Origin of the sequence: Nocardia sp. CA-119907, from assembly GCF_050955995.1 — a bacterium.
GTDB lineage: Bacteria > Actinomycetota > Actinomycetes > Mycobacteriales > Mycobacteriaceae > Nocardia.
In genome coordinates, this window is sequence record NZ_CP192091.1 from 58,710 (window position 1) to 74,287 (window position 15,578).

Genomic DNA, 15,578 nt, shown 5'->3' on the forward strand with positions numbered 1-15,578 from the left:
TTCGCGCGAGGCTCCGGCCGGACGGGTACCACAACCTCGCTGATGCCGACCAGCGCTCATCGGAACTGTTCGCAGCCTGGCCGATCCGAAGTCATCTCCTGCCTTGGACCGCGTGGTGCGTCAACCGCCGTCCTCACACAGTCCGGCCAGGCGCATGAGCAGCGCGGCTCTATATCTGCCGCCCACCTTGGCTCTCGTGCGCAGGCATCGAACCAGCCCGCGGTTCGTCGGTCTGCCGGAGCGGATCGACGACCACCCGGACAGATGAGTCCCCGACGGACTGTCTCGGTGGCTGGTCAGTTGGCGGGCGGGAGTTCTCGCGGGCCCCGGCGGCCCGGGAGTTCATTGTGTTCGCGGGCCGGGAGTTCGTCGCGGCGGTCGGTTGGGGGGAGGCCGTAGCCCTGGGGTGCGGCGGCTGGGGGCAGGGCCGAGTAGCGCGGATCGTGCGCGTACTGCGGGTAGTCCGCGTCGACGACGGTGGCGGCCACGCGCTGGGCATGCCAGGAATCGGGTGTGCCCGGCGGCAACTGGTAGCCCGCCGCAGCGGTGTGGCCCACGGCCGGCGCATGCGAATCCTGGCTGTCCACGGTCACCTTGCGGGTGCGGCGCAGGGTGAAGGTGATTTCCTCGACCTCCTCGAAGGCCTGCCGGGCGGTGCGCAGCGGGTGGGTGGCGGTGTCGATCGCGTTCGCCACGAACGCGGGGACCAGCGGTCGGATCCAGCGCGCCGCGGTATCGGTGAACGGCACGGTGCCGATCAGCGGGAGCTCCAGTCCGCCGCCCTTGGGCGCGGCGGGTGCGGTCGACGCGACATGCGGCACCACCGCGCCGGCTCCGCTGGTCGGCGCCGGCGCCCCCGCGCTGACGGTGGCCGGTAGGTTCGGTGTCACGATGCCCTCCTGAGACACGGGGCTTTCCTCTCGGTCGCCAGCCGTTGCGGCTGGTAGTTCGCCACGATGCCCGGGCTCGGTGATGCCGATCTCCAGTCCGCCGATGGCGGCGATGATCCGGGTGCGCTGGTGCTCCCGGTCGATGGCGGCATCGGCCTCGACGGCGAGTCGGGCGGCGGTCAATTGCTGTTCGGCACGCAGATTCTCGGCCTCGACCCGCACCTCGGCGCGCTTGACCGCGATGGCGGCGTCGGCGCTGCGTTCGGCACGGTCCTGCACGGTGTGGAAGGCCAGTCGCCGATCGAACGAGGTCTCGCCGCGCCACCACCGCAGGATCAGCGGCAGCAGCGCGAGCAGGACGAAGGTGATGATGGTCAGCACCCGCAGCAGGAAGGCACCCGCCGCGCCGGTCGTGTAGTCGTTCATTGCCAGCCAGCGCGCGCCGAGGCCGCGATCGGCCTGTGCGAAGGCGGCGGAACCCGCCGCGGTGACGGCCTTCTGGTCATCGGCGACCCGCTGATCCAACCCGGCGACCCGGCCCTGCGCCGCCGCCAGCTGCTTGCGCGCGTCGTCGAGCATGTCATTGGCGGTCTGCGATTCGGGTCCGCGGCCCGGCACACCGGTGATCCTGGTCCGCGGGCATTCCGGTGTCGGGTTGTATTCGCAGCGGGCGATCACCAGTGCGTGGTCGATATCGGCCTGCGCCTTGCCGATCGTCTGGTCCAGCGCGGCGCGATCGGCCGTACTGCGCCCGAGTTCGGTGCGCGCTGCGACCACCGCGGGGACGGAATCGACCGCACGCTGGGCCTTTTCATCCAGCAACCGGTCGATGCTGCCGCCGAAGAGCACCGTGGCGGCGAGTTCGGCGATCAGCACACCGGCCAGGACCGCGACCGCGATCCGTCCGGCCAGACCGCGACGGTCCGGCCCGCTGGCGGGGCGTGCGGTCGCCAGCGCACGGGCCAGCGCACCGGCCAGCAGCGCGACGACGAGGGCGCCGAGGACGATCGCGAAGAGCGGCATGGCATCGGCCGCGGCCAGCGCGAGTGTGGTGACCACCCCGGCCACCGTCGCGAACAGCAGTACGACCGCCCCGGTTACGGCATATCCGGCCCGCTCATGCGGGTAGTCGAGTTGTGTCCCATCCTGTTCGCGCCCGAGACCTCCGCCGAGCCAGGTGAACAAGCCGGTGACTGTCATGGGATCCCACATCCTCTACATCCCAGTCATGGTGGCTGCACAGCTAGCGACTGTTTGCAGGTCGCTCGAAACGATCAGCGAAACTGTCACAGATTCGTTGTCACAGCGTGACAGGCGCGGCGGCGACACACCGAATGAGGCACCGGGGATGTGGTCAGGCTCACAGAAATTGGTCCGCCACCCGGACTTGTGCGCGCGCTCACCCTTAATCTGACGTAGGTGACCGGATCGGACCGGGCCAGCGGACGAGGGGTTGTGCATGTTTTTCCGAGGCTCGGCAAGGGTTTTGGTTTGTGTGGCGGCGGTCCTGCTGGTGGCTGTCCCCGATAGCCTCGGGCAACCACTCGACGACGACCCGTCCCTGGACCGCATAGTCGCGCTGGTGACCGAACGCCTCGATACCGCCGACGCCGTCGCCGCGGCCAAATGGGCCACGGCCGCGCAGAACGGCGGCGAGCCCTCGATCGACGATCCGGTACGCGAAGCGCAGGTATATGACGCGATGGCGCGCCTGGGAGCCGAGCGCGGACTGCCGGAAACCTGGATCCGCCAGGTGTTCTTCGGACAGATCGAGGCCAATAAGATCGTCCAGCGCGGCCTGATCACCCGCTGGCGCTTCGATCCCGCCGAGGTGCCGAGCACGCCGCCCGATCTGGCCGCAGTGCGCCCGGTGATCGACCGGGTCAACGTGGAAATCGTCGACCAACTCGCCCTGCGCCGCGCCGAGCTCACCGGACCGAACTGTGCCGAGCGGCTGGCACCGTCGGTTTTCGGTGCGCTGACCTCGGGACATGCCGACGCATTGCATCAGGCCGCGCTCGTCCGGGCGGCCGCCGCACTGTGCGGCCCTTAGGCCGATGTGTCGAAGGCCACATGTTTTTCCGGTACCGATGTGTCGGAGTTCGGAAATGTGTTGTATCCCACTCGAATTCGATTGCTGGAAATGTGCTGAATTCCACAGAATGCAAAAGAGTCCGGACGGTCGGATCGGGTTGTGTGCTCGTCACACCCCTGTCGGAAATCTCTCATCCAGCCTGCTGACCAGTTAGCCACCGCGGATCGGGTTTGCGCCGTGTGAAGCAGGGGAAATCCACTTCGGTGCAGGTGAGCGCGGGTTCTCGGGTGCGCTGTGCGCCACGCCGCGGTTCCTGTGCGCCCGTTGTCGCTGGTTGGCACCGGGTGTCAAGGGGATCGATACCAGCGTGTTCGCTGCTTTACACTGGACAACGCGCACACGTGGAGGACCGATTGAAGAAGCCCAGCTAAACCCGGTTATTAGCACAACCTAAGTTGGTTGGGTCCCGGACCTGACTTATCGTTTGCTCTTACGCCGAACACAGAACGTTCGGCACTATCGCCTGCTCGGGCCCGGTGAATCCGGTGCCCAAGCGTAGCGGGCGAGCACCCGCGCGGAGGTAAGGAACACGTAAGCGTTCCGTTACCGACGAGCACCCCTACGTCACAGCAGCGGGTGGACAACTGGAGACGTGACTGCACGAAGAAAACCATCAGCGCGGCTGGTTTCGCAACGTACAGGCGCAGTCTTGACGGAGGCAATCGACGAAAGGGCCCCTTTCCCATAGGCCGATTTCATCGACGCCGACTTTCTTGAAGGCAGAGGCATGACGCAACTTCCTGGCCACAGGTCCCCCGGACCCATCGGGCTCTATGACCCGGCGAACGAGCACGACGCCTGCGGTGTCGCATTCGTCGTCGACATGTACGGCCGCCGCAGCCGCGACATCGTCGACAAGGCTATTACGGCTCTGTTGAATCTGGAGCACCGCGGTGCCGCGGGCGCTGAACCCAATAGTGGTGACGGCGCGGGCATCCTGATCCAGGTCCCGGACCGGTTCTTCCGCGCCGTGGTCGATTTCGAGTTGCCGCCGGAGGGCTCGTACGCCACCGGTATCGCCTTCCTGCCGCAGGCCCGTCGCGAGGCGACCAAGGCCGCCTACGGCCTGGAGCGCATTGTCGAATCCGAGGGCCTCGCCGTCCTCGGCTGGCGTGACGTGCCCACCGACGAGTCCACCCTCGGTGCGCTGGCCCGGGACGCCATGCCGACCTTCCGGCAGATCTTCATCGGCTCGCCGAAGGGTTCGGCCGAACAGCTGTCGGGCATGGACCTGGAGCGCCGCGCCTACGTCGTGCGCAAGCGGGTCGAGCACGAGCTCGGCAAGGCGGGCGCGGGTGAGGGCGCGGTCGGCAAGGAGTCGGTGTACTTCCCGAGCCTGTCCGGTCAGACCTTCGTCTACAAGGGCATGTTCACCACGCCGCAGCTGCGCGCGTTCTACCTGGACCTGCAGGACGACCGGGTGGAGTCCGCACTCGGCATCGTGCACTCGCGCTTCTCCACCAACACCTTCCCGTCGTGGCCGCTGGCCCATCCGTTCCGCCGGGTCGCGCACAACGGTGAGATCAATACCGTCACCGGTAACGAGAACTGGATGCGGGCCCGCGAGGCGCTACTGCGCTCGGATGTCTTCGGCATCGACGAGGCGGGCAATAACCGTCTGCAGAAGGTCTTCCCCGTCTGTACCCCGGGGGCGAGCGATACCGCGCGCTTCGACGAGGTGCTGGAACTGCTGCATCTCGGCGGCCGCAGCTTGCCCCACGCGGTGCTGATGATGATTCCCGAGGCATGGGAACGCAACGAGAACATGGACCCGCAGCGGCGGGCCTTCTACCGCTATCACTCGATGCTGATGGAGCCGTGGGACGGCCCGGCATCGGTGTGCTTCACCGACGGCACCGTGGTCGGCGCCGTACTCGACCGCAACGGCCTGCGGCCCAGCCGCATCTGGGTCACCGATGACGGTCTGGTCGTCATGGCCTCCGAGGTCGGTGTCCTCGATATCGACCCGGCCAAGGTGGTCAAGAAGGTCCGACTACAACCGGGCCGCATGTTCCTGGTCGACACCTCACAGGGCCGCATCGTCGGCGACGAGGAGCTCAAGAGCCAGCTCGCCGCCGAGCACCCGTACCAGGAGTGGCTCGACGCCGGTGTCACCAAGCTGGCCGATCTGCCCGATCGCCCGCACGTGCACATGTCGCACGATCGCGTGCTGATCCGTCAGCAGATCTTCGGATACACCAATGAAGAGCTGAACCTGCTGATCTCGCCGATGGCCAAGACCGGCGGCGAGGCACTCGGCTCGATGGGCACCGATACCCCGATCGCGGTCCTTTCCGCGCGCCCGCGCCTGCTCTTCGACTACTTCTCCCAGCTGTTCGCGCAGGTGACCAACCCGCCGCTGGACGCGATCCGCGAGGAAGTGGTCACCAGCCTGCGCCGGGCCCTCGGCCCGGAGGCCGATCTGCTGCATCCGGGACCGGAGTCCTGCCACCAGATCACCATCCCGCAGCCGATCCTGGACAACGACGAGCTGGCCAAGCTCATCCACATCAACGACGACGGTTCGCATCCCGAGCTGCGCTCGGTGGTCGTGCACGGTCTGTACCCGGTGAAGAAGGGTGGCAAGGGCCTGCGCAAGGCGCTCGAGGCCATCAACACCCAGGTCTCCGCGGCGATCGAGGGCGGCGCGCGGATCATCGTGCTGTCCGACCGCGAGTCCAACGAGAAGCTGGCGCCGATCCCATCGCTGCTGCTGACCTCGTCGGTGCACCACCACCTGGTGCGTGAGCGCACCCGCACCATGGTCGGCTTGGTCGTTGAGGCCGGTGACGCCCGCGAGGTGCACCACATGGCCATGCTGGTCGGCTTCGGCGCGGCCGCGATCAACCCGTACATGGCCTTCGAGACCATCGAGGATCTGCTCGAGCGCGGTGGGCTCCAGATGCCGGGCAGCACCGGCGATCTGGCCGCCGACTACCGCAAGGCCGTCGCGAACTACAACAAGGCCGCGAGCAAGGGCGTGCTGAAGGTGATGTCCAAGATGGGCATCTCCACCATCGCCTCCTACACCGGCGCGCAGCTGTTCCAGGTCATCGGCCTATCGCAGGAACTGGTGAACGAGTACTTCACCGGCCTGCGTTCGCATCTGGACGGCATCGGCCTCGACGAGATCGCCGCCGATGTGGCGGCCCGGCACACCGTGGCATTCCTGGAGAACCGCAACGAGCGCGCGCACCGCGAGCTCGAGGTGGGCGGCGAATACCAGTGGCGGCGCGAGGGCGAATACCACCTGTTCAACCCGGACACCGTCTTCAAGCTGCAGCACGCCACCCGCAGCGGTCAGTACTCGATCTTCAAGGAGTACACCAAGCTGGTCGACGACCAGTCCGAGCGGCTGGCCTCGCTGCGCGGTCTGTTCAAGTTCAAGACCGGCGAGCGCAAGCCGATTTCGATCGATGAGGTCGAACCCGCCAGCGCGATCGTCAAGCGGTTCTCCACCGGTGCGATGAGCTACGGCTCCATCTCCGCCGAGGCGCACGAGACCCTGGCGATCGCGATGAACCGGCTCGGTGGTCGTTCGAACTCCGGTGAGGGCGGCGAACATCCGGCGCGCTTCGAGATCGAGGAGAACGGCGACTGGCGGCGTTCGGCGATCAAGCAGGTCGCCTCGGGTCGCTTCGGTGTCACCGCGCACTACCTGACCAACTGCACCGACATCCAGATCAAGATGGCGCAGGGCGCCAAGCCCGGTGAGGGCGGCCAGCTTCCGGCGCACAAGGTGTACCCGTGGGTCGCCGAGGTGCGGCACTCGACGCCCGGCGTCGGCCTGATCTCGCCGCCGCCGCACCACGACATCTACTCGATCGAGGATCTGGCGCAGCTGATCCACGATCTGAAGAATGCGAACCCGCAGGCGCGGATTCACGTGAAACTTGTCGCGGAGCCCGGCGTCGGCACCGTCGCGGCCGGTGTGTCGAAGGCACATGCGGACGTGGTGCTGATCTCCGGCCACGACGGTGGCACCGGCGCCTCGCCGCTGACCTCGCTGAAGCACGCGGGTGGTCCGTGGGAACTCGGCCTGGCCGAGACCCAGCAGACATTGCTGCTCAATGGACTTCGCGACCGCATCGTCGTGCAGGTCGACGGCCAGATGAAGACCGGTCGCGACGTGATGATCGCCGCGCTGCTCGGCGCCGAGGAATTCGGTTTCGCCACCGCGCCGCTGGTGGTCTCGGGCTGCATCATGATGCGGGTCTGCCACCTCGACACCTGCCCCGTCGGTGTCGCGACGCAGAATCCGGTACTGCGTGAACGCTTCACCGGTAAGCCGGAATTCGTCGAGAACTTCATGCTGTTCGTCGCCGAAGAGGTTCGGGAACTGCTGGCGGAAATGGGCTTCCGCACCCTGGACGAGGCCATCGGCCGGGTCGATATGCTCGATACCTCCAAGGCCAAGGAACATTGGAAGGCCAGCAAGCTGGACCTGTCGCCGATCCTCGACGATGTCGAGACGGCCTTCATGCGCCAGGACCGGTACTGCACCAAGACCCAGGACCACGGCCTGGACAGGGCGCTGGACGTGCAGCTGATCGCGCAGAGCGCCGATGCGCTCGAGCGTGGCCAGGCGGTGAAGTTCGAAACCAAGATCACGAACGTGAACCGCACCGTCGGCACCATGCTCGGCCACGAGGTGACCAAGCTCTACGGTGGCGCGGGCCTGCCCGATGACACCATCGACATCACCTTCACCGGTTCCGCGGGCAACAGCTTCGGCGCCTTCGTGCCCGCCGGTATCACGCTGCGGGTGCAGGGTGACGCGAACGACTATGTGGGCAAGGGCCTTTCCGGCGGCCACCTGATCGTGCGTCCGTCGCTGAACGCGCCGGCCGACTTCGTCGCGGAGCAGAACATCATCGCGGGCAACGTGATCCTGTTCGGCGCCACCAACGGTCAGGCGTTCATCAACGGTGTGGTCGGCGAGCGGTTCGCCGTGCGCAACTCGGGTGCCACCGCGGTGGTCGAGGGCGTCGGTGACCATGGCTGCGAGTACATGACCGGTGGCCGGGTGGTCATCCTCGGTGAGACCGGCCGCAACTTCGGCGCCGGTATGTCCGGTGGTGTCGCATTCGTCTACGACCCGAACGGCACCTTCGAGGCCAAGCTCAACCCGGAGCAGGCCGATGCCGTCGAGCAGCTCGCCGGTGACGACTTCACCTGGCTGCACGACATCGTCACCCAGCACCGCGACCAGACGGGTTCGGCTGTCGCCGAACGCATTCTGAGCGACTGGTCCCAGCAGGTGAACCACTTCGTGAAGGTTATGCCGCGCGAATACAAGAAAGTTTTGCTCGCGATCTCCGAAGCCGAGAAGAACGGCACGGATGTAGACGAGGCGATCATGGAGGCGGCACGTGGCTGACCCGCAAGGATTTCTGAAGCACACCAAACGGGAACTGCCGACGCGTCGTCCGGTTCCGCTGCGCCTGATGGACTGGAAAGAGGTCTACGAGCAGGATTTCTCGCACAAGACCCTGCAGACCCAGGCCAGCCGGTGCATGGACTGCGGTATTCCGTTCTGTCACAACGGCTGTCCGCTGGGCAATCTCATCCCCGAGTGGAACGACCTGGTCTTCAAGGGCCAGTGGCGTGAGGGCATCGACCGGCTGCACGCGACCAACAACTTCCCGGAGTTCACCGGGCGGCTGTGCCCGGCGCCGTGCGAGGCGTCCTGTGTCCTTGGCATCAACCAGGATCCGGTGACGATCAAGCAGGTCGAGGTCGAACTCATCGAGAACGCCTTCGACGAGGGCTGGGTGACCCCGGTCTACCCGACCCGCCTCACCGGCAAGAAGGTCGCCGTCGTCGGTTCCGGTCCGGCCGGTCTGGCTGCCGCGCAGCAGCTGACCCGCGCCGGTCACACCGTGACCGTCTTCGAGCGCGCCGACCGCATCGGCGGTCTGCTGCGCTACGGCATCCCGGAATTCAAGATGGAGAAGCGCTTCATCGACCGCCGGCTGGCGCAGATGGAGGCCGAGGGCACCATCTTCAAGACCGGTGTGAACGTCGGTGTCGACATCACCGCCGATGAACTGCGCGCGCGGTTCGACGCGGTCGTGCTCGCCGGTGGCGCCACGCTGGCCCGTGACCTGCCGATCCCCGGCCGTGATCTGGACGGCATCCACCAGGCGATGGAGTTCCTGCCCTGGGCCAACCGGGTGCAGCTCGGCGACGATGTCACCGATGAGAACGGCCTGCCGCCGATCCACGCGAAAGACAAGAAGGTCGTCATCATCGGTGGCGGTGACACCGGCGCCGACTGCCTGGGCACCTCGCACCGGCAGGGTGCGGCCAGCATCCACCAGTTCGAGATCATGCCGCGGCCCCCGGAGGAGCGTGCCTCCTCCACCCCGTGGCCGACCTACCCGCTCATGTACCGGGTCTCCTCGGCGCACGAGGAGGGCGGCGAGCGCGTATTCTCCGTGAACACCGAGCGTTTCGTCGGCGCGGACGGCAAGGTCACCGCGCTGGAGGCGCACGAGGTCAAGATGGTCAACGGCCGTTTCGAGAAGGTCGAAGGCACCGACTTCACCCTCGAGGCCGATCTGGTGCTGCTCGCCATGGGCTTCACCGGCCCCGAAAAGCCGGGCCTGCTCGAAGGTTTGGGTGTCGGCTACGACCAGCGCGGCAATGTCCAGCGCGATAAGAACTGGGCGACCAACGTTCCCGGCGTCTTCGTCGCGGGTGATATGGGCCGCGGCCAGTCACTGATCGTCTGGGCCATCGCCGAGGGCCGCGCCGCGGCCTCCGCGGTCGACAAGTTCCTGGAAGGCGAGACCGCGCTCCCTGCGCCGATCGCCCCGACGGCAGCTGCCCAGCGCTAGAACCTCTCTTACCGGAGCGGATAAGGGCGCCTGTGGACTCGAGTCCACAGGCGCCCTTCCGTATGCGCCGAGTCTTGTTGCCGGTGACGGGAATCGGACACGGCCACGGGTCTGAATGGCGTCGGGTGGGGTGTTGCCTTATTGTGATCTTCGGCGTGGTGCGTGATCTTGGGATGTGGTCGCACCGTGCACGTCATAACAGTCGGTGACTCGCGTTCACCCGACGTGCACTGGACCGACATCCGCCGAGGTCAGCATGTTGGCGAACAATCGTCGAGGCTTGCTCCGTGCGGGGCAATCGTTTTGAACTGGAGCAATATGCAGTTGAAGAAAGTTGCCGCCGCACTCGGTGCGTGCGCGGCTGTTGCATCCGGCTTGGTCCTTGGTAGCGGTTCGGTAACGGCCGACCCGGGCTGCCCGAGCCTCTATGTAGTGGCGGTGCCCGGCACCTGGGAGACCGGAAAGGACAAGACGCCGCAGCCCGGCATGTTGGCCGGCGTCACCAACGGCCTGCCCGGGTCGGTGGATGTCGACTACGTGACCTACGCCGCGACCGCATTCCCCTGGGAGGGTGATGTCTACGGCGCGTCGAAGAAGGAAGCGACCGACCGGGCCCGCGATCTGGCGGCCGGGATGGCGCAGCGCTGCGGCGGCACCAAGATCGCGCTGGTCGGCTACAGCCAGGGTGCGGACGCCGCGGGTGATCTCGCCGCCGAGATCGGCACCGGCCTGAGTCCGATTCCGGCGGACCGGATCGCGGGCGTCGGTCTGATCTCCGATCCGCGCCGTTCCCCCACCGACATTCAGGTCGGTCCGATCGCGCAGGGCGCGGGCGCCGGTGGCCCTCGGGTCGGCGGCTTCGGCTGGCTCAGCGATCGCACCCGCACCATCTGCGCGGTCGACGATCTCTACTGCGCCACCGCCACCGACGATTTCGTCACCCGGTTCGCCGGATTCCTCGCGCAGTCCTCGGAGGCGAACCCGGCGAACATCTGGCGCTACCAGCTCGAGGCGGGCGCCATCATGAACGACCTGATGTCGCGCGGTGGCATCCCGACCCTGCAGTCGCAGCTGACCGATTCGGCGAACCAGCAGCGGGCCAAGGATCTGGAGCGGTTCTACAAGTCGCAGGCGCATACGCTCTACGGCAGCTACCCGGTCGGCGGCGGGCAGACCGCAATCTCCTGGATGCACAACTGGATTGCGGGCATGGCCTGATTCCGAGGCGGTAGTCCCCAAGCAAAAGCGCAGGCCACCCCTTCCGAACGGAGGGGGTGGCCTGCGCTTTTGTCGAACGACCTCGACTGGTCAGCCAGCCGAGCCGGTCGGCGGCAGGGCCGGTGGCTGCCAGGGCTGCCACGGGCCATCGTGCTGATCGTCGGGGCCACGGTGATGGTGGTGAGCGCGGCCGTCCCAATCGCCGCGCGGCCCGTCCCAGTCACCCCGATGCGGACCGTCGATATCGGTGCCTTGCAACGGAATCTGGTCCGATACGTCCTGAACCACTGGCACGGACGAATCGGCCGTGGCCGCGGATGCGGTCACCGCGAGCGCACTGAGCGGAACCGCCGCCAGGGCGCCTGCGATCGCAACGCGAGCGAAGCCACGCCTGAAGGAGGTCGATGTCTTGGGGAGCAAAGCGGGTTCCTTTCCTCGGACTGTGAGTCGCTGGTTGTTCCGAGCGACCTGGCATGGTCGCTGCGTCGGCTCACCGGTCCCATACAAGGCCGCGTGACTGGGATTGGGATGCGACGTGCCTGGCAGTCGGCTGTGAACACCCGAGTCTGTGAACAATCGTCAGAGTTGCTGTGAGATATTGCGCGGCAACAGATCCCAGACGTGACCGTTCTCATTGACCGTGGCCGCGGTGCGGCGGCCGCTGCGAGAGAACAGGATTCGGGTGATCGAGCAGTAGTCGATCGGGAAGGTCAGCGGCCGTGCCAGACCGAGCACATCCTGCAGGATCACATTGATCACCCCGCCGTGTGCGAAGACGACCACGGTATCGGCGGGATCGGTATGCGCGGCGATCGAGGTGACCGCTTCGCGCACCCGGGTGATGAAGGCCGGCCCGTCGATCTGCTCGGGCAGATGCCCGGACTTGATCCGTTCGTAGACGGCCTGGAATTCGACCTTGGCGTCCTCGATCGGAATGTAGGCGGGCAGGTCCCGATCGTATTCCGCCAGGTCGTCGAGCACGTCCACCGCGAGCCCGAGTTTGGCCGCCGTCGGCTCGGCCGTCTCCCGCGCCCGCCGCTGCGGACTGCTCACGATCCGACTGATCCGATGCTGACTCAAGGCCGCTGGCACCCGTTCGGCCTGCTCGACGCCCACCGGCGCCAACCCGGGATCGGCGGGCCCGACCGTATTCGACAACCGCACCGGCTGAGCATGACGAACCAGAATCAACTGCACCCCGCCCACTCTGCCGTATCAACGGTGTTCATTCGCACTAGGGGGAATCAGCGACGTATGGGTGCCATACTCGAAGTCATGACTGTCGAACCGTTTCCGCAGTGGCTGCGCCCGCCGCCGGGCGGTTTTGTCGCCGAGGATCTGGACCGCCTGCCCGACCTGCCCCCGCATACCGAACTCATCGACGGGAGCCTTGTCTTCGTGAGCCCGCAGGCGGAGTTTCACATGCTCGTCATCTCGCTGCTCGAGAGTAGGCTGCGGCAGCTACTGCCCGCTGATATGCGGGTGCGTCGCGAAATGACGGTGACGCTCGGTCGTGACCAACGCCCCGAGCCCGACGTTCTCGTGCTCCGGGCGGCCGCGATCAAGGGCCGGGCTACTACGACTTATCGTGCGGAGGATGTCGTATTAGCGGTGGAGGTTGTGTCAGCCGAATCGCGCACCCGCGATCGGGAGCGCAAGCCGCAACTATATGCCCAGGCAGGCATCACGCACTTCTGGCGTGTCGAGAATGTCGACGACCGACCGGTCGTCTACGTCTACGAGCTCGACCCCGCCACAAAGGCATACGCGCTCACCGGAATTCATCATGAGCGACTGAAGTTGAGCGTGCCGTTTGACATCGACATCGATCTCACCGACATCGATCAACTGTAACCACCCTTTCTGACTCGGCACCGCGTGGTCAGGCGGTCCCCTTGCATTCAGGGGGGAGTTCGAAGAAGCTCACGAATCGGACGAGGGCATCCTGCGGGCCGCTGATCTTGGTTTCGCCGGATGTCAAAGTATCGGCGAGAGGGCGGCCGTGGAAGGTGACGGCGATAAAGGCCGGGACGGTGGTGTGGATGGCGGTGGTGCCGGTGCCGGAGGCGCCACGGCTGATGGTGAAAGCGCCGTCGGAGACCACGGCGTGGAATTCATCGGTGCCGGAATCGGATCCGGTGAAGTACAGGTCGTAGTCGGCGTGCACGCCCGCGGCCCGCTCGGGTTGGAAGAAGGTGCGCAGGGTGACCACCAGCGAATCGGTCGACATATCGGAGCAGCTGTAGATGTTGGGGGTGCGGGCGCCCCAGCGATTGAGCGCGACGATCACCTCATCGAGTTCGCGACCCCAATCGGTGAGGTCGTAGACGGCGGCGCTGACCGGTGGCGGCAGCTTGCGCTTGTGTACGACACCGATCTGGACGAGTTCTTCGAGGCGCTGCGAGAGCACATTCGGGCTGATGCCGGGCAGCCCGGCGCGCAGATCGGTGAAGCGCTTGGGGCCCAGAAGTAGTTCGCGCACCACTAGCAGCGTCCATCGCTCGCCGACCAGGTCCAGTGCGCGGGCGGCACCGCAGGCGTCGTGGTAGCTGCGCTTCGCGCGATGCTCCGGGGCAACAGTCATGAACTACATCATATCAGTCGATACTTCAACTGAATTAATTAGTTGTATTTTAGGACTAACCGCTGATAGCGTGCCACGGTAACGATCTTCGGCTGGAAGGCGTATGTGGTGACGGAAGCAAAAGAACGACATAGACAGGCGGGGGACGACGCGGCCGGTCCGGACAGCAAGCGCTGGCTCGCCCTCTACGTGCTGTGCGGCGGCATGCTGATGATCGTGCTCGACGCGACGATCGTGAATGTCGCGCTCGCGGATATCCAGACCGACCTCGGCTTCACCGCCTCGGGGCTGGCCTGGGTGGTGAACGGATACCTGATCTCCTTCGGCGGCCTGCTCATGCTGGCCGGTCGACTCGGTGACCTCATCGGCCGCCGCACCATGTTCCTGTCCGGCCTGGTGGTGTTCACCCTGGCCTCGGCACTGTGCGGTGCGGCCGTCAACGAGGTGACCCTCATCGCGGCCCGATTCCTGCAGGGCATCGGCGGCGCCATGACCTCGGCGGTCATCCTCGGCATGATCTTCGCGATGTTCCCGGATCCGCGGGAGCAGGCCAAGGCGATCGGCCGCTACGCGTTCGTGGCCTCGGCCGGTGGCGCCATCGGCCTGCTGCTCGGCGGATTTCTGACCGCGCTGGACTGGCGGCTGATCTTCCTGGTCAATGTGCCGATCGGCATTACGGTCGGCCTCGGCGCGCTGAAGATCCTGGACAAGGACAAGGGCGCCGGACTGAAGAACGGCGCGGATGTGCCCGGTGCCGTGCTGATCACGGCGGCGCTGATGCTCGGCGTCTACACGATCGTCAAGCCGGCGGCCGAATTCGGCTGGACCGATCCGGTCACGCTGGCACTCGGTGCGGCCGCGCTGGTATTGCTGGCCGGATTCATCGCCAGGGAGGCGACGGCGACCACACCGCTGATGCCGCTGAAGATCTTCCGCTCGCGGAATCTGTCCGGTGCCAACGTGATCCAGGTGCTGACCGTGGCGGGCATGTTCGGCATGTTCTTCATGGGTTCGCTGTATCTGAAGCAGGTCCTCGGCTACTCGCCGATCCAGCTCGGCACGGCCTTCTTCCCGGTCGCGGCGATCATGGGTCTGCTCTCGGTGCGCTACTCCGAACATCTGGTGATGCGCTTCGGCGCCCGCAAGGTGCTGATCCCGGGTCTGACGCTGATCCTCATCGCGCTGCTCTGGCTGACCCAGGCGCCGGTGGACGGCAACTACTGGCTCAACATCTTCGGACCGATGGTGCTGTTCGGCACCGGCGCCGGGCTGGCGTTCCCGTCCCTGATGAACCTGGCGATGTCGGGTGTCGAGCCGCAGGAGGCCGGTCTGGCCTCGGGTCTGGCAAATACCACCATGCAGGTCGGCGGTGCTCTCGGCCTCGCCGTGCTCGCCACGCTGTCGGCGAGCAGGACCGAACATCTGCTGAAGGACGGTGTGGCGCCGAATGAGTCGCTCACCAGCGGATTCCACCTGGCGTTCTGGATCGGTGCCGCATTGGTGGTGGCCGCATTGGTGGCGGCGCTGGTGGTGCTGAAGTCGGTACCGGCGCAGCCGCACGGGCCGCAGGACGGCTTCGACGACGAATTGCTGCTCGAGGCCGAAGTCGCGTCCGAACGCACCGCCATCTAGCGTCGGCCGCAGATACCGAAACGGCCCGGTTCGCGAATGCGAGCCGGGCCGTTTCGTCTGGTTTCGCCTACTGCTGCTTCTTGCGCTGGGTCAGCAGGTAGATGCCGCCGACGATCAGGCCGATGACGACCAGGCAGCAGATGCCGCCGATGATCAGGCCGCTGCTGCTCTTCTTCTTTTTCTTGGCGGCGAACTCCATCGCCGAGGCCATGGTGTCCGAGTTGGTCCAGGTGTCCGCGCTCGCCCACACCTGCGGGTCCAGCAGAGCGGTATTGGTCAGCAGGTCAACGTACATATCCATCCCCATGGTTGAAGGT

Annotated in this window: 11 protein-coding genes; 6 read left to right on the forward strand and 5 right to left on the reverse strand. The window is 66.2% G+C overall.

From position 1 onward, the window contains the following. Positions 1-296: 296 nt before the first annotated feature. A complete protein-coding gene (locus ACQP2D_RS00270) occupies positions 297-2,090 on the reverse strand; it encodes a DUF4407 domain-containing protein (RefSeq protein WP_433681727.1) in 1,794 nt (597 codons plus the stop codon). A gap of 313 nt (positions 2,091-2,403) precedes the next feature. Here ACQP2D_RS00270 and aroQ point away from each other — a divergent pair, with 313 nt between their 5' ends. The 4 genes from aroQ (at position 2,404) to ACQP2D_RS00290 (ending at position 11,045) form a co-directional block, all read left to right on the forward strand. After that, complete coding sequence (aroQ, locus tag ACQP2D_RS00275) at positions 2,404-2,943, forward strand: gamma subclass chorismate mutase AroQ (RefSeq protein ID WP_433681728.1); 540 nt, start codon at positions 2,404-2,406, stop codon at positions 2,941-2,943. A gap of 769 nt (positions 2,944-3,712) precedes the next feature. Beyond that, positions 3,713-8,365: a glutamate synthase large subunit gene (gene gltB, locus ACQP2D_RS00280; protein ID WP_433681729.1), complete on the forward strand. Its 4,653-nt coding sequence runs from the start codon at positions 3,713-3,715 to the stop codon at positions 8,363-8,365. Beyond that, positions 8,358-9,827 (forward strand): glutamate synthase subunit beta, encoded by a 1,470-nt coding sequence (locus ACQP2D_RS00285; protein WP_433681730.1) that lies wholly within the window; start codon positions 8,358-8,360, stop codon positions 9,825-9,827. Before gltB ends, ACQP2D_RS00285 begins: the two co-directional genes overlap by 8 nt. Positions 9,828-10,145: 318 nt before the next feature. After that, entirely contained in the window at positions 10,146-11,045 is a 900-nt protein-coding gene (locus ACQP2D_RS00290) for a cutinase family protein (protein WP_433681731.1), read from the forward strand. A 90-nt stretch (positions 11,046-11,135) separates the two neighbouring features. On the opposite strand, the gene ACQP2D_RS00295 is transcribed toward ACQP2D_RS00290, so the two are convergent. Next, a complete protein-coding gene (locus tag ACQP2D_RS00295; RefSeq protein ID WP_433681732.1) occupies positions 11,136-11,339 on the reverse strand; it encodes a hypothetical protein in 204 nt (67 codons plus the stop codon). Between the two features lie 285 nt (positions 11,340-11,624). Next, positions 11,625-12,242 (reverse strand): histidine phosphatase family protein, encoded by a 618-nt coding sequence (locus ACQP2D_RS00300; RefSeq protein ID WP_433681733.1) that lies wholly within the window; start codon positions 12,240-12,242, stop codon positions 11,625-11,627. Here ACQP2D_RS00300 and ACQP2D_RS00305 point away from each other — a divergent pair. Further along, complete coding sequence (locus ACQP2D_RS00305) at positions 12,219-12,899, forward strand: Uma2 family endonuclease (protein ID WP_433681734.1); 681 nt, start codon at positions 12,219-12,221, stop codon at positions 12,897-12,899. The two genes, ACQP2D_RS00300 and ACQP2D_RS00305, sit on opposite strands and share 24 nt — an antisense overlap. A gap of 28 nt (positions 12,900-12,927) precedes the next feature. Here ACQP2D_RS00305 and ACQP2D_RS00310 read toward each other — a convergent pair whose 3' ends face one another. Continuing rightward, positions 12,928-13,629, reverse strand: a complete 702-nt coding sequence (locus tag ACQP2D_RS00310) for a winged helix-turn-helix transcriptional regulator (RefSeq protein ID WP_433681735.1) — start codon at positions 13,627-13,629, stop codon at positions 12,928-12,930. Positions 13,630-13,737: 108 nt separating this feature from the next. On the opposite strand from ACQP2D_RS00310, the gene ACQP2D_RS00315 reads away from it, so the two are divergent. After that, the gene (locus tag ACQP2D_RS00315) at positions 13,738-15,261 is read left to right on the forward strand and encodes an MFS transporter (protein WP_433681736.1); all 1,524 of its coding nucleotides are present in this window, start codon (positions 13,738-13,740) and stop codon (positions 15,259-15,261) included. A 67-nt stretch (positions 15,262-15,328) separates the two neighbouring features. Here the strand turns inward: ACQP2D_RS00315 and ACQP2D_RS00320 are convergent, their stop codons facing one another. Next, positions 15,329-15,556, reverse strand: a complete 228-nt coding sequence (locus ACQP2D_RS00320) for a hypothetical protein (protein WP_433681737.1) — start codon at positions 15,554-15,556, stop codon at positions 15,329-15,331. Positions 15,557-15,578 lie beyond the last annotated feature (22 nt).